General features: G+C 69.5%; 21 protein-coding genes, 1 pseudogene and 1 riboswitch. Of the genes and pseudogenes, 13 read left to right on the plus strand and 9 right to left on the minus strand.

The features are described 5' to 3' along the window. Positions 1–142: 142 nt before the first annotated feature. Positions 143–649 carry a CPBP family intramembrane glutamic endopeptidase gene (locus tag FWJ67_RS09130; RefSeq protein ID WP_414482727.1) on the minus strand — a complete coding sequence of 169 codons (507 nt, stop codon included), beginning with the start codon at positions 647–649 and terminating at the stop codon, positions 143–145. A gap of 632 nt (positions 650–1281) precedes the next feature. Between FWJ67_RS09130 and FWJ67_RS09135 the strand changes: the two genes are divergently transcribed. The 5 genes and pseudogenes from FWJ67_RS09135 to FWJ67_RS09155 all read left to right on the plus strand — a co-directional run bounded on the left by FWJ67_RS09135 (position 1282) and on the right by FWJ67_RS09155 (position 6184). Beyond that, a complete protein-coding gene (locus FWJ67_RS09135; protein ID WP_304171433.1) occupies positions 1282–2367 on the plus strand; it encodes an iron-siderophore ABC transporter substrate-binding protein in 1086 nt (361 codons plus the stop codon). A 109-nt stretch (positions 2368–2476) separates the two neighbouring features. After that, positions 2477–3493 (plus strand): FecCD family ABC transporter permease, encoded by a 1017-nt coding sequence (locus tag FWJ67_RS09140; RefSeq protein ID WP_414482728.1) that lies wholly within the window; start codon positions 2477–2479, stop codon positions 3491–3493. Beyond that, the gene (locus FWJ67_RS09145) at positions 3490–4554 is read left to right on the plus strand and encodes a FecCD family ABC transporter permease (RefSeq protein WP_304171429.1); all 1065 of its coding nucleotides are present in this window, start codon (positions 3490–3492) and stop codon (positions 4552–4554) included. Before FWJ67_RS09140 ends, FWJ67_RS09145 begins: the two co-directional genes overlap by 4 nt. Positions 4555–4564: 10 nt before the next feature. Next, positions 4565–5407: pseudogene (locus FWJ67_RS09150) on the plus strand (ABC transporter ATP-binding protein); the annotation flags it as partial. Positions 5408–5491: 84 nt separating this feature from the next. Next, positions 5492–6184, plus strand: a complete 693-nt coding sequence (locus FWJ67_RS09155; protein ID WP_414482731.1) for an ABC transporter ATP-binding protein — start codon at positions 5492–5494, stop codon at positions 6182–6184. A gap of 14 nt (positions 6185–6198) precedes the next feature. Here the strand turns inward: FWJ67_RS09155 and FWJ67_RS09160 are convergent, their stop codons facing one another. From FWJ67_RS09160 to FWJ67_RS09175, 4 genes are read right to left on the minus strand one after another with little or no spacing between them, the layout of a single operon-like run. After that, entirely contained in the window at positions 6199–7143 is a 945-nt protein-coding gene (locus FWJ67_RS09160) for an ABC transporter permease (protein ID WP_304171425.1), read from the minus strand. Further along, positions 7140–8261 carry an ABC transporter permease gene (locus FWJ67_RS09165; RefSeq protein WP_304171422.1) on the minus strand — a complete coding sequence of 374 codons (1122 nt, stop codon included), beginning with the start codon at positions 8259–8261 and terminating at the stop codon, positions 7140–7142. Before FWJ67_RS09165 ends, FWJ67_RS09160 begins: the two co-directional genes overlap by 4 nt. After that, positions 8254–9810, minus strand: a complete 1557-nt coding sequence (locus FWJ67_RS09170; protein WP_414482729.1) for an ABC transporter ATP-binding protein — start codon at positions 9808–9810, stop codon at positions 8254–8256. The genes FWJ67_RS09165 and FWJ67_RS09170 overlap by 8 nt, the downstream gene beginning before the upstream one ends. Before the next feature lie 17 nt (positions 9811–9827). After that, the gene (locus tag FWJ67_RS09175; RefSeq protein ID WP_414482318.1) at positions 9828–10877 is read right to left on the minus strand and encodes a BMP family lipoprotein; all 1050 of its coding nucleotides are present in this window, start codon (positions 10875–10877) and stop codon (positions 9828–9830) included. A 190-nt stretch (positions 10878–11067) separates the two neighbouring features. Between FWJ67_RS09175 and mtnP the strand changes: the two genes are divergently transcribed. The 8 genes from mtnP to FWJ67_RS09215 all read left to right on the plus strand — a co-directional run bounded on the left by mtnP (position 11068) and on the right by FWJ67_RS09215 (position 19204). After that, positions 11068–11841 carry an S-methyl-5'-thioadenosine phosphorylase gene (gene mtnP, locus FWJ67_RS09180; protein ID WP_304171416.1) on the plus strand — a complete coding sequence of 258 codons (774 nt, stop codon included), beginning with the start codon at positions 11068–11070 and terminating at the stop codon, positions 11839–11841. A gap of 86 nt (positions 11842–11927) precedes the next feature. Next, positions 11928–12077 (plus strand): hypothetical protein, encoded by a 150-nt coding sequence (locus FWJ67_RS09185; RefSeq protein WP_304171414.1) that lies wholly within the window; start codon positions 11928–11930, stop codon positions 12075–12077. A gap of 173 nt (positions 12078–12250) precedes the next feature. Then, positions 12251–13480 carry an adenosylhomocysteinase gene (locus FWJ67_RS09190; RefSeq protein ID WP_414482319.1) on the plus strand — a complete coding sequence of 410 codons (1230 nt, stop codon included), beginning with the start codon at positions 12251–12253 and terminating at the stop codon, positions 13478–13480. A 1-nt stretch (position 13481) separates the two neighbouring features. Next, on the plus strand, positions 13482–14780 hold the full coding sequence (locus tag FWJ67_RS09195; protein WP_304171410.1) for an amidohydrolase: 1299 nt from the start codon (positions 13482–13484) through the stop codon (positions 14778–14780). Positions 14781–15334: 554 nt separating this feature from the next. Next, a riboswitch (cyclic di-AMP (ydaO/yuaA leader) is annotated at positions 15335–15470 on the plus strand. A 160-nt stretch (positions 15471–15630) separates the two neighbouring features. Further along, positions 15631–16635, plus strand: a complete 1005-nt coding sequence (locus FWJ67_RS09200; protein WP_414482730.1) for an ABC transporter substrate-binding protein — start codon at positions 15631–15633, stop codon at positions 16633–16635. Next, positions 16632–17480, plus strand: coding sequence for a quaternary amine ABC transporter ATP-binding protein (locus FWJ67_RS09205; protein ID WP_414482321.1), 849 nt, complete (start codon positions 16632–16634; stop codon positions 17478–17480). The genes FWJ67_RS09200 and FWJ67_RS09205 overlap by 4 nt, the downstream gene beginning before the upstream one ends. Then, complete coding sequence (locus FWJ67_RS09210) at positions 17477–18322, plus strand: ABC transporter permease (RefSeq protein WP_414482325.1); 846 nt, start codon at positions 17477–17479, stop codon at positions 18320–18322. Before FWJ67_RS09205 ends, FWJ67_RS09210 begins: the two co-directional genes overlap by 4 nt. A 162-nt stretch (positions 18323–18484) precedes the next feature. After that, entirely contained in the window at positions 18485–19204 is a 720-nt protein-coding gene (locus FWJ67_RS09215) for a hypothetical protein (protein WP_414482322.1), read from the plus strand. Between the two features lie 105 nt (positions 19205–19309). On the opposite strand, the gene FWJ67_RS09220 is transcribed toward FWJ67_RS09215, so the two are convergent. The 4 genes from FWJ67_RS09220 to FWJ67_RS09235 form a co-directional block, all read right to left on the minus strand. After that, positions 19310–19660 carry a GerW family sporulation protein gene (locus FWJ67_RS09220; protein WP_304171400.1) on the minus strand — a complete coding sequence of 117 codons (351 nt, stop codon included), beginning with the start codon at positions 19658–19660 and terminating at the stop codon, positions 19310–19312. An 81-nt stretch (positions 19661–19741) separates the two neighbouring features. After that, a complete protein-coding gene (locus FWJ67_RS09225; protein ID WP_304171398.1) occupies positions 19742–20398 on the minus strand; it encodes a DUF2953 domain-containing protein in 657 nt (218 codons plus the stop codon). 34 nt (positions 20399–20432) lie between these two features. Continuing rightward, on the minus strand, positions 20433–20843 hold the full coding sequence (locus FWJ67_RS09230) for a zf-HC2 domain-containing protein (protein ID WP_414482323.1): 411 nt from the start codon (positions 20841–20843) through the stop codon (positions 20433–20435). After that, positions 20840–21448, minus strand: a complete 609-nt coding sequence (locus FWJ67_RS09235) for an RNA polymerase sigma factor (protein WP_414482324.1) — start codon at positions 21446–21448, stop codon at positions 20840–20842. The genes FWJ67_RS09230 and FWJ67_RS09235 overlap by 4 nt, the downstream gene beginning before the upstream one ends. Positions 21449–21717 lie beyond the last annotated feature (269 nt).

Genomic DNA, 21717 nt, shown 5'->3' on the forward strand with positions numbered 1-21717 from the left:
TTCGACCAGGCTGTCTCCAAGGGACGTGGGTTCGGGATGGGCCAGGCCTTGCATCGCGAACCAGGAGCGTCCTTTGGCGCGCCCGTAGACGATCGCCGGTCTGGGCCCTTCGGGAGCGAGGACGCGGCCGGGAGGGTCCGCGTCACCGGCAGCAGAACCCCGCCGGCCACACCCGGGTCACCAGGGCAGCCGTCAGGGCTACCAAAAGGCCGGCGAGGCGCGGGTCGTAGTGGGAGCCGCCGTTGGGAAAGGCGAAGAAGCTGAGGTTGACGGTCGCGTGGAAGAGGGCGGCCGCCCACACACTCCTGCCCGCACTCCGGTGAAGCCAGACGATCAGCACCCGCAGGGCGACCGTCTCCACGAAGCCGTACCAGAAGATCCAAGCCACGCTCGGATCCGCCTGCAGGTAGGGCACCACGTGCCACAGCCCCCAGATCAGACCCAACAGCATGCCCGCCCGGCCGACGCCCCAACGGGCGACGAGGGGATCGGTGGCGTAGCCAGACCAGCCCAGCTCCTCCGCGAAGCCTGCCAGGAAAAACGCGACCCAGAGGATCACCATCTCGCGCCCCGGAAGCCGGAGCTCTTCGGGCAGGGGCATCCCCGTCCATCGCATGAGGCCGTAGGCCAAGAGGACTAAGGCGGGCATGAGGAGGAAGGCCAGAGGGTACCAGAACCACCTGGGAACCCTGGGATTGAGGGCGAGCTCTAGCCAGATGCCGAGACCGGCCAGGCCCTGCTCTCGGTAGATCAGGCTCGCCGCTGCCGCTAGAGAACGGCAACGACCGTGTAGGCAGCCCGCAGGCCGAAGACCTGCGCCGCGGAGCCTTCGACCATGGGACCGAGCGGCATAGCCATCCAGGCCAACGACCGGACCGTACCAAAGACCCTGGCCCGCATCTCCACAGGGACCCGCTCCTGCATCACCGTGTAAATGATGGGGTTGAGCGGACTGCTGCGTGCCTGGACAGGAGAAGGCGGGTCGTGGCCGCGACGATGGTGGGCGCGCCTCACCAAGAGGGCCCCGAAGGGGTGGGCCCGCCCTGGGCGCGAGGCTCCCCAAGCGGTTCGACGGTGTCCCAGCCACTCCGAAGGGAAGGATATCCTGTGCCTGGATTCACATGCCGGCGAAAGCCGGAGCCAGTTGACATCTGAGGAGGATACTCTCTAAAATGGAACCGAGAGAGGCTCTCATTCCCGGAAACGGTCTCTAATGAGTCTTGCTGTTAAGAGAGACCCGGTCTAAGCGGCTTCCGGGTTCTAGCGAGGAGGGCGCTTTTTTTGAGATTGAATCCCGAGTACGCCACTCAACTTTCCCCAGCCATGGAGCAGCACAACGCCGGAAGCCCCAACGCCCGGCGGAGGCTGGCCCACCGCCTCTCCTGGTTTCTTCCTGCGTTCCTTCTCCTTGTGGTGAGCACGGGCCTGGCCCCGGTCACGGCGCAAGCGGATCCCTTCCCAGTTACCGTTGAGCACAAGTTTGGGGTGACGGTCATCCCCCAGGCACCCTCCCGGGTGGTGACCATCGGCTACAGCGAGCAGGATCCGGTGCTGGCCCTGGGCGTGAAGCCTGTGGCGGTGCGGGAGTGGTTTGGCAACCAGCCCCACGCGGTCTGGCCGTGGGGTCAGCAAGCGTTGGGCGACGCCCAGCCCCAAGTGCTGGTCATGCCCTTTGGAGAGCTGGATTACGAGGCGATCGCCGTCCTTCGGCCGGATCTGATCATCGCCACCCACTCAGGCATCCAGGAGGCGGAGTACCAGCGGCTCTCCCGGATCGCCCCGACCGTTGCCCAGCCCGCCACCTACCCAGACTTCGGCGTGCCCTGGCAGGAGCAGACCCGGATCATCGGCCGGGCCCTGGGCCGGGAGGCTCAAGCCGAAGCCCTCATCGCCCAGGTGGAGGCTCAGATCGCTCAGGCCCGGGCCACCCACCCCGAGTTTGAAGGGGCGACCGTCGCCTGGGTCTCGCCCACCGGCACGGGGACCCTCTGGGCAGTAGGACCGAGCACGCCGCCCATGCGCTTCCTCGCGGACCTGGGGTTCCGGCTGCCCGACGCTCTGGCCCGTCACATCGGCGACCTCGACTCGGCCCAGATCAGCCAAGAGCAGGTGCGGCTCCTGGATACCGACGTCCTCATCTTCCAGGTCCTCTCCGAGGCTGAGCGGCGCCAGATCGAGCAGGATCCCCTCTACGCCCAGCTCGACGCCTTCAAGGAGGGCCGGACCATCTTCTTTGTGGGTATGGACGATCCTGTGTACGGCGCCCTCAGCTTCAGCACCGTCCTGAGCCTGCCCTACGCGCTGGAACACCTGGTGCCCCGCCTGGCTGCGGCGGTGGACGGCGACCCAGCCACACCGGTGGACTGAAAGGCGGTGGCCCTCGGTGACCCCAACCATCCAGCCGGCCCCCGAAACGTCCACCTCCCCTGGGCTCCGCCCCGCCACGGGGGCGCCCGTCTCCCCTGAGGCCGCTCCCGTGACGCGGGCCGGACGGGGGCCGCTGCTGCGGTGGGGTGCGCTCATCGGCGCCGGGGTGCTGCTGACCCTGGTCGCCTTGGCCAGCCTCCGGTACGGCTCCATCTCCCTGAGCGCCGCCGACGCGTGGAACGCCCTCTTCCACTACAACCCTGACTCCTACGAGCAGACGGTGGTGCGCCACCTCCGCCTCCCCCGCACCCTCATCGGGCTGGGCGTGGGGGCGGCGCTGGCTGTAGCGGGCGCGGCCATCCAGGCCGTCACCCGGAATCCGCTGGCGGGGCCAGAAATCTTGGGTGTCAACAGTGGGGCGGCCTTCGGGGTGGTGGCGGCCGTCTATTTCGGCCAGCTGGTGGAGCCGTTCCAGTTCGTCTGGTTCGCCTTTCTGGGCGGTCTGGCGGCGGCCGCGCTCGTCTCCGGGGTGGCTTCGGCCGGCCCGGCGGGCAGCTCCCCGGTGAAGCTGGCCCTGGCGGGTGTGATCGTCTCTTCCCTGCTCCAGTCGTGGCTGACGGGGCTCCTCCTCTTGGACCAGCAGACCCTGGATGTGGTCCGCTTCTGGATGGCCGGGTCCCTCGCCGGGCGGAGCCTGGAGATCTACCGGGCGGTCCTGCCCTTCCTGGCGGTGGGGGTGGCGGGCCTGGTGGCCCTGGGCCCCCATCTGAACGTGGCCAGCCTGGGCGAGGAGACGGCCCGGGCCCTGGGCCTGAAGCCCCACCAGATCCGCTGGTTGGTCGGGGGGTTCAGCGTGCTGGCCGTGGGCGCGGCCGTGGCGGTCGCCGGCCCCATCGGCTTTGTGGGACTGGCGGTGCCCCACATCGTTCGGGCCGTCGTCGGGCCCGATTACCGCTGGGTGCTCCCCCTCTCGGTGCTGGTGGGCCCCTTGCTCCTCTTGAGTGCCGACCTTCTGGGGCGCGTTGTGGCCCGGCCCGCGGAGATCCAGGTGGGCATTGTCACCGCCATCACCGGGGCCCCCGTCCTCATCGGGCTGGCCCGACGCCGGAAGGTGGTGGAGCTGTGAGCCTCGTGCCGGCGCACGACCCCGAGCTCCCGGGCCGCCCGCCCTTGGTGCTGGTGCGGGTGGGGCCCTTCTCCTTCCGGGCCAACCTGCGAGTGGTGGCCCTGGTGGCCGGCGCGGCGGCCCTCCTCGCCGCCCTGGCCCTCTGGGGCCTCACCCTGGGAGATGTTCGTTTCTCTTGGTCTGAGATCGCGCAGGCCATCGCCGGCCAGGGCCCCCCGTCAGCCACCTTCATCGTGCGGGACCTCCGCCTTCCCCGGATCCTTGCGGCCCTCCTGGTGGGGCCTATGCTGGCCATGGCGGGCGCCATCTTCCAGGGTCTGGTGCGCAACCCCCTGGTCGCGCCGGACGTGATCGGCATCAACGCGGGCGCTTCCGCGGCGGCCGTCCTCTGGATCGTCACCCGCAAACCGCCGGCCCTGGTGCCCGTGGCCGCTTTCCTCGGGGCGGTCGCCGCCGCGGCGGCCATCTACCTCCTCACCTGGCGGGGCCGGATCGCCACGGGTCGGCTGATCGTGGTGGGCATCGGGGTGAACGCGCTCCTCACCGCTGCTACCACCTTCCTGCTGGTCCAGGCCCGGATCCAGGATGCCGGCCGGGCCGTGCTCTGGATGACGGGCAGCCTCTACGCGGCCGACTGGGCCGATGTGCGGCTCCTGGCGGCGGCGTTGGCAGTGCTGGGGCCCCTGGGGGCCACGCTGATGCCGGCGCTCCGGGTCCTCCAGCTGGGGGATCTGGGGGCGGCCGCGTTGGGGATGCGGGTGGAGCGGCGGCGCCTCGCCCTCCTGCTCGTGGGGTGTGCGCTGGCGGCGGTGGCCGTTTCGGTGGCGGGGCCCGTGGGCTTTGTCGCCCTCATGGTGCCGCATGCGGCCCGGCTGCTGGCCGGCCCCATGACCGGCGGCGTCTTCCTCTTCACGGGGCTGCTGGGCGGGCTCCTTCTCTTGGGGGCGGACCTGGTGGCCCAGCACGGGCTGCCCGCCAGCCTCCCCGTGGGTGTGGTGACCGCCGCGCTGGGGGCCCCCTACTTCCTGGCGGTGCTCTACCGAAGCGGTGCGAAAGGGTAGGTGACGGGCGATGAGCCGGCTGCAGACCGAAGGGCTGACCCTGGCCTACACCGAGACCCGGGCGGTGGTGGAGGCCTTGAGCCTCCAGATCCCCGACGGGGCGGTCACCGCCATCGTGGGGCCCAACGGGTGCGGCAAGTCCACCCTTCTCAAGGCCCTGGGCCGGCTGATCGCGCCCCGGTCGGGGGCGGTCCTCCTCGACGGCAAGGCGATCCACCGCCTGCCCACCCGGGAGGTGGCCCGCCAGCTGGGGCTTCTGCCCCAATCGCCGGAGGCTCCAGAAGCCATCGTGGTGGAGGATCTGGTCCACCGGGGCCGGTACCCCCACCAGTCGGTCTTCCAGCCGCCCAGCAAGGAGGATCGGGAGGCCGTGGAGCGGGCCCTGGCCCGGACGGGCCTAACGGCCCTCAGGGACCGGCCCGTCGATGAGCTGTCGGGCGGCCAGCGCCAGCGGGCTTGGATCGCCATGGCCCTGGCCCAGGAGACGCCCATCCTGCTCCTCGACGAACCCACCACCTACCTGGATCTGGCCCACCAGCAGGAGGTGCTGGAGCTCATCCGGCGCCTGAGCCGGGAAGAGGGGCGGACGGTGGTGGTGGTCCTTCACGACGTGAACCACGCGGCCTGGGTGGCCGACCACGCCGTGGCCCTCTGCCATGGCCGGGTGGTGGCCGCCGGCCCGCCCCATGAGGTCTTCTCCCCCGGCGTTCTCCAGGCGGTCTTCGGGGTCCCCTGTGACGTCCTCGCCTGCCCCGGCTTCGACTGCTCCCTCTGCCTGCCCCGGGGCCGCACCTTGCACTACGTGCCCGGTGACGGGGCGGCCCCAGCCCAGCCCGCCCCCGCCCTCCGGGCCGAAGGGCTTACCCTAGGCTACGGCGGCCACCCGGTGGTGGTGGACCTTTCCGTCACCTTCCCCGCCGGGAAGGTGAGCGCCATCGTGGGGCCCAACGGCTGCGGCAAGTCCACCCTCCTCCGGGCCTTGGCCGGCCTCCTGCCGCCCGCCCGCGGCCAGCTCTACCTGGGCGACCGCCCCTTGCACGGGTGGGCGCCCCGGGCGCGGGCCCGTCAGGTGGGCCTCCTCCCCCAGCTGAACGCGGCCCCGCCTCACATGTCGGTGGACGAGGTGGTCGCCCTGGGGCGGTACCCCTACCAGCGGTGGTACCGCCAGTGGACCCGGGCCGATCTGCAGGCCATGGAGCGGGCCATGGAGGCGACCGGCGTGCTCGATCTGCGCTGGCGGCCGCTCGCCAGCCTTTCAGGCGGCCAGCGCCAGCGGGTCTGGCTGGCCATGGCCCTGGCCCAGGAGACCCCCATCCTCCTCCTGGACGAGCCCACCTCCTTCCTGGACATGGCTCACCAGGTGGCGGTGCTGGACCTGGTGCGGGAGATGAACCGGCGGGAGGGGCGGACGGTGATCATGGTCCTCCACGACCTGGACCAGGCGAGCCAGTACGCGGACTTTGTGGTGGCCATGAAGGAAGGCCGCCTGGTGGCCGCCGGCCCGCCCAGCGAGGTGATTCGTGAGGACCTGGTGGAGGAGGTCTTCGGTGTACGGAGCACCATCTTCTCCGACCCGGCCACAGGGGCCCCGGTGGTGATGCTGCAGGCTTTGGCCCGAGGGGCCGGCTGATGGGGCGGGTCTGTCTACCCCTCCCCGTCTGGCCCATAATGGCGCCCCAGGGCAGCGGGAGGCCGGGCCCGGCGCACCGCCCCGGCCACCACTGCGATGGTCAGCCCGTAGGGCAGCATCTGGACCAGCTCCGTCGGCCAGGGGATCTGGAGGGTTTGGATCCGCATCTGGAGGGCGTCGGTGAAGGCGAAGAGGGCGGCCGCGAGAGCGCCGCCCAGGGGGTTCCACTGGCCAAAGATGTTGGCGGCGAGGGCCATGTACCCCCGCCCCGCCGACATGTTGGCGCTGAACCAGCTCAAGTGGCCTAAGGAGAGATGCGCCCCGCCCAGAGCGGCCAGGGCCCCAGCAAGGAGGAGGCAGCGGAGCTGCATGCGCTGCACGCGGATCCCCACCGTGGCCGCGGCCTCGGGGTGCTCCCCGATCATCCGGACCCGCAAGCCGGCAGGCGAGCGGAAGAGCCAGACCCAGAGGAGTGGAGCGGCCAACAGCATCAGGTAGACCAGGGGCGTGTGGCTGCCCAAGAGGGGTCCCAGGACCGGCAGGTCCCGGAGAAGAGGAATGGACCAGGTGGGCAGGGCGGGAACGGTGGGAGAGGCGCCCCGGGTGCCCCAGATCACCTGCATCAAAAGCCCCGTCAACCCCAGCATCAGGATGTTGAGCCCCACCCCGGCCACCACGTGGTCTGCCCGGAAGCGGATGGCGAAGAGCCCCAAGAGGCCCCCCATGGCCATCCCGGCCGCCACCGCCGCGAGGAGCCCCAGCCAGGGGGAGCCCGTTAGGGAGGAGGCGTAGGCGGCGGCGAAGGCGCCGCCCAAGATCTTCCCCTCCAGCCCCAGGTTGATGATCCCCGCCCGCTCGCTCACCGTCCCTGCCATGGCCGCGAGCGCGATGGGGGTGGCCAGGCGTAAGGTGGCGGTGAGGGTGTTGATGGAGAAGAGCACCTCGAAGAGCTCGTTCACGGCTGCCCCTCCCTCGTCCCGGCAGCTTCCGCCCCGGCGGCCGCTTGGTGCCGGGCCGTCCTGCCTGCGGCCCACCGGCCAGCCCGGTGGCGCAGCAGGGTGAAGAGGGCGGGCGCGGAGACAAAGAGGATCACCAGCCCCTGGACCACCGTCATCAGGTCTGCCGGAATGCGGGCGAAGAGTTGCATGGAAAGGCCCCCCGCCTGCAAAGCACCAAAGAGGAGAGCCGCCGGCACCACACCCCAAGGCCGGTTCCGGGCTAGGATCGCCACCGCGATGCCGGTGAAGGCGTACCCCGACGAGAAGTGGGTGATGAAGCGGTGGAGCACCCCGAGGACCAGGGTGCTCCCAGCCAGGCCGGCGATGGCCCCACTGAGGGCCATGGCCAGGACCATCCGTCGCCCCACGGGAATGCCGGCGTAGGCGGCCGCTTCCGGGTTCTGGCCCACCGCCTCCAGCTCGTAGCCCAGGACGGTCCGGGTGAGGAGCCACTGGGTGAGGGCAACCAGAACCAGCCCGATCACCAGGGCCCAGGTGAGCCGAGTGGTGGGGATCAACTCGGGCAGCCAGAAGGCCTGGGGCACCGCGGGGGTCTGGTCCACGGGCCCCGGCGCCTTGAAGAAGGTCTTCACCAGATAGGTGGTGAGGAGGATCCCGATGTAGTTGAGCATGATGGTGGTGATCACTTCGTGGGCCCCGGTCCGGGCTTTCAGGTAGCCGGGCAGGAAGCCCCAGGCCGCCCCCGCCAGCGCCCCGGCGAGCAAAGCGACCAGGCTCCCCAGCAGGCCCATACCCGTCGGGAGGGCCAGCGCCACCAGGGCGGTGGCCAGGGCGGCCAGGTACATCTGGCCTTCACCACCGATGTTGAAGAGCCCCGCCCGGAACCCCACCGCCACCGCCAGGCCCGTGAAAAGGAGCGGAATGGTGTTGAGCAAGGTGTCCGCCAGGCTGTAGAGACTGCCGAAGGCACCGGAGAAGAGGTTGGCATAGGCGTCGCCCACGTCGTACCCGGCCGCGGCCATGAGGATCCCGCCCACCGCCAAGGCCAAGACGACGGCCGCCACCGAACCGCCCAATTCCCGGAAGGTGGCCCCCTTCTCATGGGGCTGGCTAGACACGCCCGGCCCCTCCCGCCATGAGCAGCCCCAGTTCCGCCTCGGTGAACCCTTCGGTCCGGCCTTCGGCCACGATGGCCCCCTCAAAGAGGACCACCAGCCGGTCGCTCAAGGCCAGGAGCTCGTCGAGCTCGGCCGAGATGAGCAGGATCGCCTTCCCCGCGGCCCGCATCCGCAGGAGCGCCTGGTGGATGAGCTCGATGGCCCCGATGTCCACCCCCCGGGTGGGTTGGGCGGCTACCACCACCTGCGGCTCGAAGGCGAGCTCCCGGCCCACCACCAGCTTCTGCTGATTGCCCCCTGAGAGAGCCGCTGCGGGCGCCTCGAGGGAGGGCACCCGGACCTGGAGACGCTCGACGATCGCCTCCGCATGGCGTCGGATTGGCTGGAAGCGAAGGAGCCCCCGGCGGGCGAAGGGCGCCTCGCGCTGGCGCCCCAAGACGGCGTTCCGGCTCACCGGCCAAGGCGGCACAAGACCACGGCGCAATCGGTCTGAGGGGATGTGGGCCCCTCCCAGGCGGCGAAAGCGCCTGGGCCCAGGCTCCGAAGCGGGCCCCGGCCAGAGGGCCCGCCCGTCGATCCACACCTGACCGGCGGTGGGTTGGCGCAAGCCGGTCACCACGTCCTCCAGCTCCAACTGGCCGTTCCCCTCGACCCCGGCCACCCCCAGGATCTCACCCGCCCGAACCTGGAGGCTCACGTCTCTAAGCCGGAGGCGCCCATCCCGTCCCGCCAGCCGCAGGCCCCTGGCCTCCAGCCGAACCGGCCCCGGCTGACCCTCCGACCGCCCCACCCGGAGGATCACTTTCCGTCCCACCATCATCTGGGCCAGCTCCTCGGGCGTCGTCTCCGCCGTCCGGACGGTCCCCACCTTCCGCCCGTTGCGCAGAACAGTCACCCGGTCGGTGACGGCCATGATCTCCCGGAGCTTGTGGGTGATGAAGATGAGGGTCTTCCCCTGGGCCTTCAACGCCCGCATCACCCGGAAGAGCTCGTCCACCTCCTGGGGCGTGAGGACCGCGGTGGGCTCGTCCAGGATCAAGACCCGGACCTCCCGGAGCAGGGCTTTCAGAATCTCCACCCGCTGCTGCTCACCCACCGAGAGCTCCTCAACCCGGGCATCGGGATCGACGGCCAGCCCGTACTGGCGGGCCACCTGTTCGACCTGCTGGCGCGCGGTCTTGAGATCGATGAGGCCCCGGCGGATGGGCTCCATGCCGGCGATGAGGTTCTCCGTCACCGTGAGCCGGTCCACCAGCATGAAGTGCTGGTGGACCATGCCGATCCCAAGCCTGATGGCGTGGGCGGGACCGGTGATCTCCGCCGGCCGACCGCCCACCCAGATCTCGCCCTCGTCTTTCGGGCAGAGACCGAAGAGGATCCGGACCAGAGTGCTCTTCCCCGCGCCGTTCTCCCCCAGCAGGCCGTGGATCTCGCCGGGGAGGACGTCGAGGTCAATCCGGTCGTTGGCCAAGACCGGCCCGAACCGCTTGACGATCCCCCGCAGCTGGATGGCGTAGGGGCCATGGGCCTCCGGCGGGCTCACCGCCACCCTTCCCCAGCCTCCCCTTACCGGTGGGCGGCGAGCCAGGCGTCCACCCCGTCGATGGTCTCCGGCGGCGCCAGCTCGCCCGAGATGATCCGGGCGGCCAGCTCATTCACCTGGGCCTGGATGTCAGCGGGGACGAGGCTTTCGCTGTAGCCCAGGCCGCCTTCGGCCACGCCCAGCACGTGGATGCCGCCCCGGAAGCTCCCGTCCAGCACCTGGCTGATGGCCAGGAAGACGGTGTTGTTCACGTACTTCATGCCGTTGGTGAGGATATGGCCCGGGGCCACGTGGCCCTGGTCGGAGTCGGCGCCGATGGCGTAGATGTTCCGCTCCTGGGCCGCCTGGATCACCCCGAGCCCAGACCGCCCCGCCGCCGCCCAGATGATGTCAACGCCCTGGTCGATCTGGGCGAAGGCCAGCTCCTTCCCCCGGGCGGGGTCGGCCCAGTCACCCACGTACGAGTAACGGACCTCCACCGACGGGTTGACGAACTTGGCCCCCGCGATGTAGCCAGCGATGTTGGCGTTGATCAAGGGGATGTCCATCCCCCCGACCACGCCGATGACGTTCGCCCCGTTGATCTTGGGATCTTCAGTTCGCTGGGTCATGAGGCCGGCAATGGCCCCCAGAAGAAAGCCCCGTTCCGCTTCCTTGTAGACGTAGGCGGCCACGTTGGGCTTCTCCAGGACCGTATCCACCAGGGCAAACTTTTGGTTGGGGAAGCGGTCCGCTACGACGCTGAGCGCGTCGGCTTGGTCGAAGCCGATGGAGATGATGAGATCGTACCGACGGGTCTGCGCGAAGCGGGTGAGGAGGGTTTCGTACTCCGCAATGGCCGTGGGCTCCACGTAATCGAAGGCGATGCCCAGCTCGTCTTGAGCCCACTTGACCCCTTCGTACGCCGAGTCGTTGAAGGACTGATCCCCCAGCCCGCCCGTGGCGAAGACGATCGCGACCCGGGCCGCCGGCTGGGCCGCGGCGAGCGGGGCCCAAAGCCCACCGGCCAGCACGAGAACCAAAGCCAATCCCCACCAGGCTGCACGCCCGGCGCCCTGCTTCCCGGAAGGCACGGTCCATCCCCTCCTCAGTGGCCACCCGTCTGTGTGCTCCCCTCCCCCCGAGCGGGGGAGAAGGTCTTGGGCACGGAGGCACTAACTGCTGAAGAGGAGTTCGAGAAGCACCGGCGGACTCCTTGGACAATACGAAAATCTTCATGCAGGCGCCGCTTGCGCCTCAATTTGCGGCAAGGGTGTGAGGGGAATGGAGTACGCCATCATCGGCGGAACAGGCGTCTACGATCCCAAGCTGCTGGAGAACGTGGGAACTCGGGAGGTGGAGACGCCCTACGGGACCATCACGGTCCAGGTGGGCACCTACCGGGGCGTCGAGATCGCCTTCCTTCCCCGCCATGGCAAGGGCCACTCCATCCCACCCCACCGAATCAACTACCGGGCCAACATCTGGGGCCTGAAGGCCCTGGGCGTGCGGCGCATCCTGGCCACGGCGGCCGTGGGCTCCCTCCGCCGGGAGCTGGAGCCCGGCCACTTCGTCATCGTGGACCAGGTCCTCGACTTCACCAAGTCGCGAGCGTGCACGTTCTTCGAAGGCGGCGATGAAGGCGTGGTCCACACCGACATGACTGAGCCCTACTGCCCCCAGCTCCGGGCCACACTGATCGAGGTGGGCCGGAAGTTGGGGTTCGCGATCCACCCCCGGGGCACGTACGTCTGCACCGAAGGACCCCGCTTCGAGACGCCGGCCGAGATCCGGGCCTTCGCCCTGCTGGGCGGCGACGTGGTGGGCATGACCGCGGTGCCTGAGGTGGTCCTGGCTCGGGAGCTGGGCCTCTGCTACGCCACCATGGCCATGGTGACGAACTTGGGAGCCGGCCTGAGCAAGACGCCGCTCACGCAAGAGGAAGTGGTGGAGATCATGGCCGCCAACACTCAGCGGGTGCGGGAGTTGGCCATGGAGACTGTCGCGCGCCTGCGCTACGCAAGCAGCTGCCAGTGCGCCCACGTGCACGCCCCGTAAACACTTCCCGATTGAACCGGAGCGACGATGACGATATCCGCCATCAGGCGGGCGACAGTGAGAGCGGTCATCGGCGGGAGGTGAACATGTCGGTCCGTGGCTACACGTTCGTCGAGATCAAGGCGATGCTGGAGCGAGTAGGGCTCCGCGTCCTGAAGGCTTACGGCGATGACGACAGGCGCCCGTTCAGCCTCGAAACCCCTCGCTTGATCATCCTGGCCGCTGAGCCCGAGTAAGCCGTTGTCATTGGACTTGCTCCACCCGCCTCCGTTCCGTTGACCCCCTCCCTGCTGGCTTCTCGCCCCCGCCGTGCCGTGGCAGGATTTCCCAACCTTCTGCCCAACGAACGTGTAAAGCATCCCCAGGGAACAGACTGGCTCAGAGAAGATCCCAAAGGAGGAGGCCCCCGGTGAACCGAGACCTGGTCGAGCAAGGGAAGCTGAAGATCGACTGGGCGCGGCAACACATGCCCGTCCTCAACGCGGTGCGGGCCCGATTCGAGAACGAGAAACCCCTGGCTGGGCTCCAGGTGGGCATCTGCCTCCACCTGGAAGCGAAGACGGCGTACCTGGCCCAGGTGCTGGCCGCCGCCGGGGCCCAGGTGGCCATCGCCGGCTCCAACCCCCTTTCCACCCAGGACGATGTGGCCGCTGCCCTGGCCGCGTCGGGGGTGGCCGTCTTCGCCAAGCGAGGCTGCACCCCCGAGGAGTACCGCCACTTCATCATGCAGGTGCTCCAGACGGAGCCCCACCTAGTCATCGATGACGGGGGCGACCTGGTCCACCTCCTCCACACCGACGCCAAGCACCTGGCCCGCCGGGTGCGGGGCGGCTGTGAGGAGACCACCACGGGGGTGCTTCGCCTGAAGGCCATGGCCCGGGACGGGGTGCTCGCCTTCCCCATGCTGGGCGTCAACGACGCGTACTGCAAGTACCTCTTTGACAACCGCTACGGGACGGGCCAGTCCACCTGGGACGCCATCATGCGCACCACCAACCGGGTGATCGCCGGGGCCACGGTGGTGGTCGTGGGGTACGGATGGTGCGGCAAGGGGATCGCCCTGCGGGCCAAGGGGCTGGGAGCCCGGGTGATCGTCACGGAAGTGGACCCCATCAAGGCCATCGAAGCCCAGATGGACGGCTTCGAGGTGATGAGCCTGCGGGAGGCGGCGCCTCTGGGCCAGTTCTTCGTCACCGCCACGGGCTGCAAGGGAGCCATCGCCCGCCCCCACCTGGAGGTGATGCGGGACGGGGCCATCCTGGCCAACGCGGGCCACTTCGATGTGGAGATCTCCAAGCCGGACCTGGCCGCCCTGAGCACGGGGAAGCGCCTGGTCCGCCCCGGCATCGAAGAGTACCAGCTGGTCGACGGCCGGCGCCTCTACCTGCTGGCCGAGGGGCGGCTGGTCAACCTGGTCTGCGGCGACGGGCACCCGGTGGAGATCATGGACCTCTCCTTCGCCCTCCAGGCGTTGGCCATGGAGTACGTCAACACCCATTACGAGAGCCTGGGGCCCGGCTTCCACCCCGTTCCCCGGGAAATCGACGAGCAGGTGGCCCGGCTCAAGCTGGAGGCGGGCGGGATCCACCTGGACAGCCTCACCCCCGAGCAAGAAGCCTACCTAAGGAGCTGGCAGTGAGATGAAGGTGATTCGCGGCGGGCGGGTCTGGCTCGGCGCCGCTGAAGGCTTTCGCGAAGGCTTGGAAATCGTTGTCGAGGGGAGCCGCATCACCGACGTGCGGCCGTCCCAGCCCGATCAGCCAACACCCAGCCAGGAGACCGGGGCCCGGGAGGCGGAGGTGATCGATGCCACCGGCCACCTGGTCCTGCCGGGCTTCGTCAACGCCCACACCCACGCGGCCATGACCTTGCTCCGGAGCTACGCGGACGACATGGCCCTCCACCCCTGGCTCACCGAGGCCATCTGGCCGGCGGAGGCCCGGATGACGCCGGAGGACATTTACTGGGGCAGTCTCTTGGCCATCATTGAGATGATCCGGGGCGGCACCACCGCCTTCGCCGACATGTACTTCTTTGAGGATCAGACGGCTCGGGCCGTGGCGGAGAGTGGCATCCGGGCCGCCCTGGCCCCGGGACTGGTGGACGGAGAGGCGTTCGAAGCCCGGCTCCAGACGGTCCGAGAACTGGCCGCCACCTGGCACGGCGAAGCGGGCGGGCGGATCCGCATCATGGTGGGGCCCCACGCCCCCTACACCGCCTCCCAGGGCCTGAGCCGGGCCGCGGAGCTGGCCGGGGAGTTGGGGCTGGCCATCCACATCCACCTCTCGGAGACACGCAAGGAAGTGGAAGAGAGCCTGGCCCAGCACGGCCTCACCCCCATCCAGGTGGCGGAGCGGGCCGGCGTCTTCCAGGTGCCCACCCTGGCCGCCCACTGCGTTCACGTGACCGACGGGGACGTGGAGCTCCTGCGGGAGCACCGGGTGAAAGTGGCCCACAACCCCACCAGCAACATGAAATTGGGCAGCGGCCGGGCGCCGGTCCAGAAGATGCTGCAGGCAGGAGTCCTGGTGGCCATCGGAACCGACGGCACCGCCAGCAACAACGACCTGGACATGCTGGAGGAGACCCGGCTGGCCGCCTTTCTGGCCAAGATGGAGGAAGCGCCGCAAGCCCTTCCTGCTGCCACCTGCTTGGAGATGATGACGGTCTACGGGGCGGAGGCTCTGGGCTTCGCGGACGTGGGCCGGATCGCCCCCGGCTACCAGGCGGACCTCATCCTGGTGGACACCTCGGGGCCCCACTGGACACCCCTCTTTGACCCCGCGGCCAACCTGATCTACAGCGGCAAGGGGGCCGACGTGAAGACGGTGGTGGTGGCGGGCGAGCTCCTCATGGAGCGGGGCGAGCTGAAGACGGTGGATGAGGAGCGGGTCCTACACGAGGTGCGGCAACGGGCGCAGCGGATCGCCCGGGCCTAGGGCCCGGTCGATCCGTCGAGGACCCAATCTTCCCGCCCGCCCTGGCCGTGACGCCAGGGCGGGCACCTTCCACGCCTCTCGGCCTACACCTGGGCTAGGTTCTTCGTTCGCGGAGGAGTTCGGATAGCGCCAAGAGCGCCAATCCGAGACCGATGTGGGTGAAGGGACCTTCTAGCAGTGCCAGAAGGAGAGCACCCAGACCACCGGGGGGAGGACTGACCAGGAGGTCGATGCCTTCCGCCACCCCGCCGATGATCAGGATCCACCCGATCACGACCAGCCAGAAGGCCAGTCTGGAAAGCGGCCTCGACAATCGCATCGCTCCTTTCCGTGGGCACCCTATGTCCCAACCGAACAAACCCACACCCGCCTCAGGTCACGTTTGCGGCCGTTTTCGCGTGGATGCTCGGGCTGAACTACGAATGGGCGGGGCCAGCCCCCCTCTCCGGCGCGACCCTGGCCTCCCACGGCCTCATCCCCGGAGGCGAACCTTGGAGGGCTGGGAAGGATGTGGTATACTCCCAGTCAAGCACGGGCCCGATGCGTCGGGCCAGACGTGTCAGGCGCCGAATTCTCCCCAAGGGGAGAAGCGGGGGAACCACCTTTCTGGGGCGAATCCTCCGGAAGGAGGTAGGGCAGTCCACACCCGAGCCCGTCAGCTAACCCCGTAGGCAGCAGTGGAGAGTCTTGGGTTTCCCATCCAGGCACACGATCCGCGTGCCGTCTCCCGAGGCCCTCCGCACCTCGGGTTGTTTTTTCCCGACCTGACGCTGCCAGCATGATCCCACGGCGCCGTGAGGGGGCGGATGGCTGATCTGTCCGTGCCCCAAGATCACGGAGGGGGATCCTGATGCGCACGCTTCTGACCACTGGTTTGGCCGCGCTCCTCATCGCCGCGGCCTGGCCGGCGTCTGCCCTGGCCGCAGGCCAGGAACCCATTGTCTTTGCCGATGCCAGTTGGGAAAGCATCCAGTTCCACAACCGGGTGGCCGGCTTCATCGTGGAGCACGGCTACGGCCGTCCCGTCGACTACATCTTTGGCGACACCTTGCCCCTCTTGCACGGGCTGGTGCGAGGCGACATCGACGCCTACATGGAGGTCTGGATCGACAACATCCGGGAGGCGGTGGAGCAGGCCCTGGAGAGCGGCCGGGTCCTCAACCTGGGCTCCAACTTCCCCGATGCGCCCCAGGGTTGGTACGTGCCCACCTACATGGTCGAAGGCGACCCGGAGCGGGGCATCGAGCCCATGATGCCCGACGTCCGCTCCGTCACCGACCTGGCCAAGTACTGGGAGCTCTTCCGTGACCCGGAGAACCCTAGCAAGGGTCGGTTCTACAACTGTCCCCCTGGTTGGGTCTGCAGCGACATCAACCGGGCCAAGCTGAAGGCTTACGGCCTGGACGAGGTCTTCACCGCCTTCTCCCCCGGGTCCCAGGCGGCCCTCAACGCCACCATCGCCGCCGCCTACCGGCGGGGCCAGCCCTGGTTCGGCTACTACTGGGAGCCCACGTGGGTTATCGGCCAGTACGACATGACCCTCCTGGAAGAGCCTCCCTACACCGACGAGTGCTGGGCGACGGACTACGGTTGCGCCTACCCCTTCTCCAAGGTGCTCATCCTGGTCAACGCCGACCTGCCTGAGAAGGACCCGGAGGTGTACGCCTTCCTCTCCCGCTACGAGACGGAGCTGGAGCACACCAACCGGGCCCTGGCCTTCCTGAACGAGACCCAGGGCTCCATGGAAGCGACAGCCGTCTGGTTCCTCCGGGAGTACCCCGAGGTCTGGCGGGCCTGGGTGGACGAGGAGACGGCCCGGCGGGTTGAGGCGGCTTTGGAGGCGCATGGCGCATGACGACGCCAGCCATACGGGTGAGCCATCTCTGGAAGCTCTTCGGCCCGGAACGGATCCTCCGCACGTGCGACCGTCCCGAAACCTTCCCTGAGGCCCTGAAGGCGGGCGCGGTGGCGGCCGTGCGAGACCTCTCCTTCACCGTGGCGCCGGGGGAGATCTTCGTGGTGATGGGTCTGTCGGGAAGCGGCAAGTCGACCCTCATCCGCTCCCTCCTCCGCCTCATTGAGCCCACCTGGGGCCGGGTGGAGGTGGGCGGGGTGGACGTGACGGCCTTGGACGGCCCCGGCTTGACCCACTTCCGCCGGACCAAGGTGGCCATGATCTTCCAACACTACGGCCTTCTCCCCCACAAGACGGTGCTGGAGAACGTCGCCTTCGGCCTAAAGCTCCGGGGGGTGCCCCCGGCCGAGCGGCGGGCCAAGGCCCTGGAGGTCCTGGCCCGGGTGGGCTTGAAGGGCTGGGAGGAGAAGCTTCCCAGCGCCCTGAGCGGGGGCATGCAGCAGCGGGTGGGCATCGCCCGGGCCCTGGCTACCGACGCCGACATCCTCCTCATGGATGAACCCTTCAGCGGTCTGGACCCCCTGATCCGAACGGACATGCAGAACGAGCTCCTCCGGCTCCAGGCGGAGATGCGGAAGACCATCCTCTTCGTCACCCACGACCTCCGGGAGGCGGTCCGCCTGGGCGACCGGATGGCGGTGATGCGCTCCGGCTCCTTCGTCCAAGTGGGCACCCCCGACGAAATCCTGGCCCACCCGGCCAACGAGTACGTGGCCCGTTTCGTCCACGCCCAGGACCTGCCCGGCCGGAAGAAGCAGACCCAGCGGGAGAAGGTGGTCTCCTGATGCCTGAGTTCCATGTGGCCGGCTGGATCGATGCCTTCGTTGATTGGCTGCTCCTGAGCTACGGGGCGCTCTTCGACGGGATCTCGGCCGGGATCCTCGCCCTGCTCCTGCGCATCCAGGCGGGGCTCGAGTGGCTCCCCTGGTGGGCAGCGGTGGCCATCACCATACTCGCTGCCTACTCGCTCACCCGGCGGCCCGGCCTCTCCCTTATCCTGGGGTCCCTGCTGGTGATGGTGGTCGCCTTTGGCCTCTGGCCCCTGGCGGTGGAGACCCTGGCGGTGGTCATCGCCTCGGTGGTCTTGGCCCTCCTGCTCGGCATCCCCGTGGGGGTGCTCATGGCCGAATCCCGCTGGGCCAATGCAGCCCTCCAGCCTGTCCTGGATGCCATGCAGACCATGCCCAGCTTCGTCTACCTGATCCCGGCCATGATGCTCTTCGGCCTGGGGAAGGTGCCGGCGGTGCTGGCCACCCTGATCTACTCCACGCCGCCCGTCATCAGGCTGACCAACTTGGGCATCCGCCAGGTCTCGCCGGAGGTGCAGGAGGCAGCCCTCGCCTACGGCGCCACCCGGTGGCAGCTTCTGAAGGAGGTGCGCCTCCCCCTGGCCATGCCATCGATCCTGGCGGGCGTCAACCAGACGACCATGATGGCCCTCTCCATGGTGGTCATCGCCTCCATGATCGGGGCCCGGGGCGTGGGCGAGGAGGTGCTTCTCGCCATCAACCGGATCGACGTGGGCCGGGGTTTCGAGGCGGGTCTGGCCATCGTCGCCCTGGCCATCGTCATGGACCGGCTCACCCAAGCCTTCGCCCGGCGGTGGGAAACGCCCGGCGTGCCCTGAGGCCTTGCTACCGACTGGGCCTGGCCTCCGGTCCGAGCCAGCCTTCACGCCAGCTGACGCCCCGGAGCACCCAGCTCCGGGGCGCCAAACGGGCTCCCACTCCTCCTGTCACCCGGTATCGAATCGATCCTCCTGAGGCATACCACCCCGGGAGGCTCTGGAATGCCCTTCAGGCCCACATGGAAGCTCAGCCGCGCCTCGCTTCTGGCCCACGCCCTGGTCCTGGCCTTGACCCTGGCCCTCTCTGGCGCGGCCTCGGCCCACCGGCCCCTCTTTCCGGGGCCCCGGGCCGCCGATCCCGACTCAACCATCACCATCGCCAACCCGGCTGTCTCCCACGTGATCTACATCGAGCTGACCCCCGAAACACCCCACGCCTGGGTCCGCCTGGAGAACGACCGGCCCCGGCAGGTCGCCGTCCGGCTGGCGGTGCCGGAGGAACCACGGCGGAAACTTGCGGCGCCGGTGCTGGTCCTCTTCGGCCCCGGGCTTCCGGACCCGCCCGAGGAGCTGGCCGTGGCGCCGCCTCAGGGAACGGCCGGCGGGGCCCTCACCGTCATCCCCACCGGGCCTCCTGAGCCCTTCCATGAACCCGTCACGGGCACCCGGTCCCGCATCGTCGCCAAGACCCAGCTCCGCCTCCCAGCGGCGGGCACCTACCTCGCCGCGCTCTACGACGCCCAGGGGGAAGAGGGCAAGGCCTGGATCAGCCTGGGCCAGCGGGAAGGGTTCCGCTGGCGGGACATCGCCCGCCTGCCCGGCTGGATCCGGGATGTACGCCGCTTCCACGAAGTCCCGGGCTTGCCCACCTGGGCGTGGATCGGCGTGGCCGGGGTGGTCGCCCTTGGCTCGGTGGTGGGGCGGGCGCTCTCGAGGAGGTAGGCCGGCGCCCCCGGCGAGTCGAGGAAGCTTCGCGGGGGTGCGGCAGGCGCCGCACCCCCGCTGAGTGACCGATCCGGGAAACTGGAAGCCGATGCGCGCATCCCGTCAGGCCGGCGTCACCGCGGGCCCAGGCCGTCCTCCGGCCTTCACCTGGCACTTCTCGAGGAGGTCGGGGATGGCGTCCACCAGCTTGTCCAGGGCGCCTCCGGCACCCGTCTGGACAAAGCGGACGTCGTCCCCCTGGATGACCAAGACCCCGGCCACCTTCATGCGGGCGCCGCCACCGCCGCCCGTGCCGGTGCCGCCCTCGGTGTCGCCGCCGCCTCCACCCCCGAACCCGAAGCTGACGTTGATGATGGGGATGAGGGTGAGGGAGCCGATTTGCATGGGCTCGCCGATCACGGTCTTGGTGCTCATGCTCTGCATGACCTTGTCAATGATCGCCTCAACGTTCATCGACCAACCTCCTATCCTCGCCTGCCTTGCCCGCCTGAGGCCTCTTGAGCCTGCCACCGCTTCCGATACCCTGCCCTCGCCTCACGCCGTCCCGGCCAGCCGGGCTTTGAGCCGGGGCCACCAGACCCGCCGGATCTCCCGGCGGAGAAGGACGGCCACCAGCACCGCCGCCGGCCGGATGGGCACCACCCGCATCCGCACTCGGGCCCACCCCTCCAGCTTGGCCTCCCCGAAGTCCGGCGTCAGGCGCAGATCCCGGGGCCACGGCAGCATGGCCCGCAGACCTTCGCACACACCGGTCAGGTACGGATCCTCCAGCCCGTAGGTGAGCTTCCCTTGGGCCTCAAGCCCCAGGGAGCGCCAGAGTCGTGCCATCACCGGCCGGAGCTCCGGCAGCAGCGCCAGGAACTCCGGGAGCGTCAGGCCCCGGCGCCGTCGCCGCGAGGGTTTGGGCCGCGGGGGCCGGGGCCGGCCCCCCCGCCGCGCGCCGCCCGCCGACAAGGCCTTGGTGAAGCCGGCCAGCCGGAGGGAGGTCTGGGCGGGACGCCCCGGCTCCTTCACGCTGACGAAGGCGACCAGCCCGAAGGCCCAGTCGGCCTCCACACGCCAGCTCGTGGCCTCCCAATGGGCACCTCCCGACTCGTTGAGGGCCAGATTCTGCACGCGGCCAGCGGCCCGCCAGGGGATGCAGAGCAGCACCAAGAGGAGGGCGAGAAGCCCGGCCAGCACCCAGACCACCCCGGTGAGGAGGGCTCCCGCTACCCCACCGGCCTCACCTCCTCCCCCGTACCCGCCGGGCGATGGCCAGGGGGGAGGCCAAAACTCGCCTGCCCGCCCGGGAGAGAAGGTCTCCTACCAGGTCCAGGGGCGCGGCATACCGGGCCCACCCGATGCTGTACCCCGCCCAGGCCGGGATCAGGGAGCGGGCTGGGCGACGAGCTTGGCGCGCCCCCCGCTGCTCCTCCTCCCAGGCCCGGAGCAGGGCCTCGTGGAGCTGATCCAGCTCTGGGGGCAGCTCTGGCTCGGGCAGGTGCTCCAGATCCCACATGAGCGCCTTGTAGCGGGCCACCCGGCCGCGGCACCCCAAGCAGCGGGCCAGGTGGGCGCGGAGGAGCTCCTCCTCGGCGGCGTCGAGCACGCCTTCCACGTACATCTGCAGGAGTCCATCATCCACGCAGCTCATCCCGCTTCCCCCTCCACCCCCGCCGGCGGCACTGCGAGCCCCTCGCGGGGCATGGGCGCTGGCGCCTCCAGCGCCGCCCTCAGAGCCCGGCGGCCCCGGAACAGGTAGGTCTTCACCGTGCCCAGGGGGAGCTGCATCGCCTGGGCGATCTCGTTGTAGGTGAGGCCTTCCTGGTGCCGGAGGACGATGGCCATGCGGTGCTCTGGGGGAAGGGCCTCCAAGGCCCGCTCCAGCCGGGCCCGGTCCCAGGCCATCAGGGCCTGCTGCTCCGGATCACCCTCGGCGGCCACGTCTTGCAGGCGCTCCCACTCCCCATCCAGGGAGACCGTCGGGGGACGACGCTCCGCCGCCCGGAGGCGGTTGAGGCAGGTGTTGGTCGTCACCTGGCGGAGCCACGGCCAGATGGCCCGACCCCGCTGGAAGTGGCGGACCGCCTGCAGCACCCGCAGGAAGACCTCTTGGGTGGCGTCCAGTGCGTCCTCTCGGTGGCGCAGGAAGGTGTAGGCCCGCCGGTAGACCCGTGCCTGGTACCGGTCGAGGAGGAGGGCGAAGCCCTCCTGCCGCCCCTGCTGGCACAGGCGGATGATGTCGTCGTCCGTGTACACGACCTGCTCCTCCGATCACGGCCCTTTGCCGGAGACCTCGAACCCCCGGGTCCGGATCGCACGACTTTGGCAATCGGCCCGCAGGGGGCGAGCCTCCGCCCCACGAGCCCGGAACCGGCCACCAGGATCCAAGGGCCTCTCACTTGGTCCTACACCGGGAGAAGGGAGAAAGTTTCAGGAGAGATGAGCTGGCAGGGACTCCGGCGTCGGGAGCCGGAGCTCGGATCTGCGAGCCCTTCACGCTCACTGGTCCTTCACGCCCTTCGGCG

This window comes from Limnochorda sp. (assembly GCF_047459355.1).
Lineage (GTDB): Bacteria > Bacillota > Limnochordia > Limnochordales > Limnochordaceae > Limnochorda.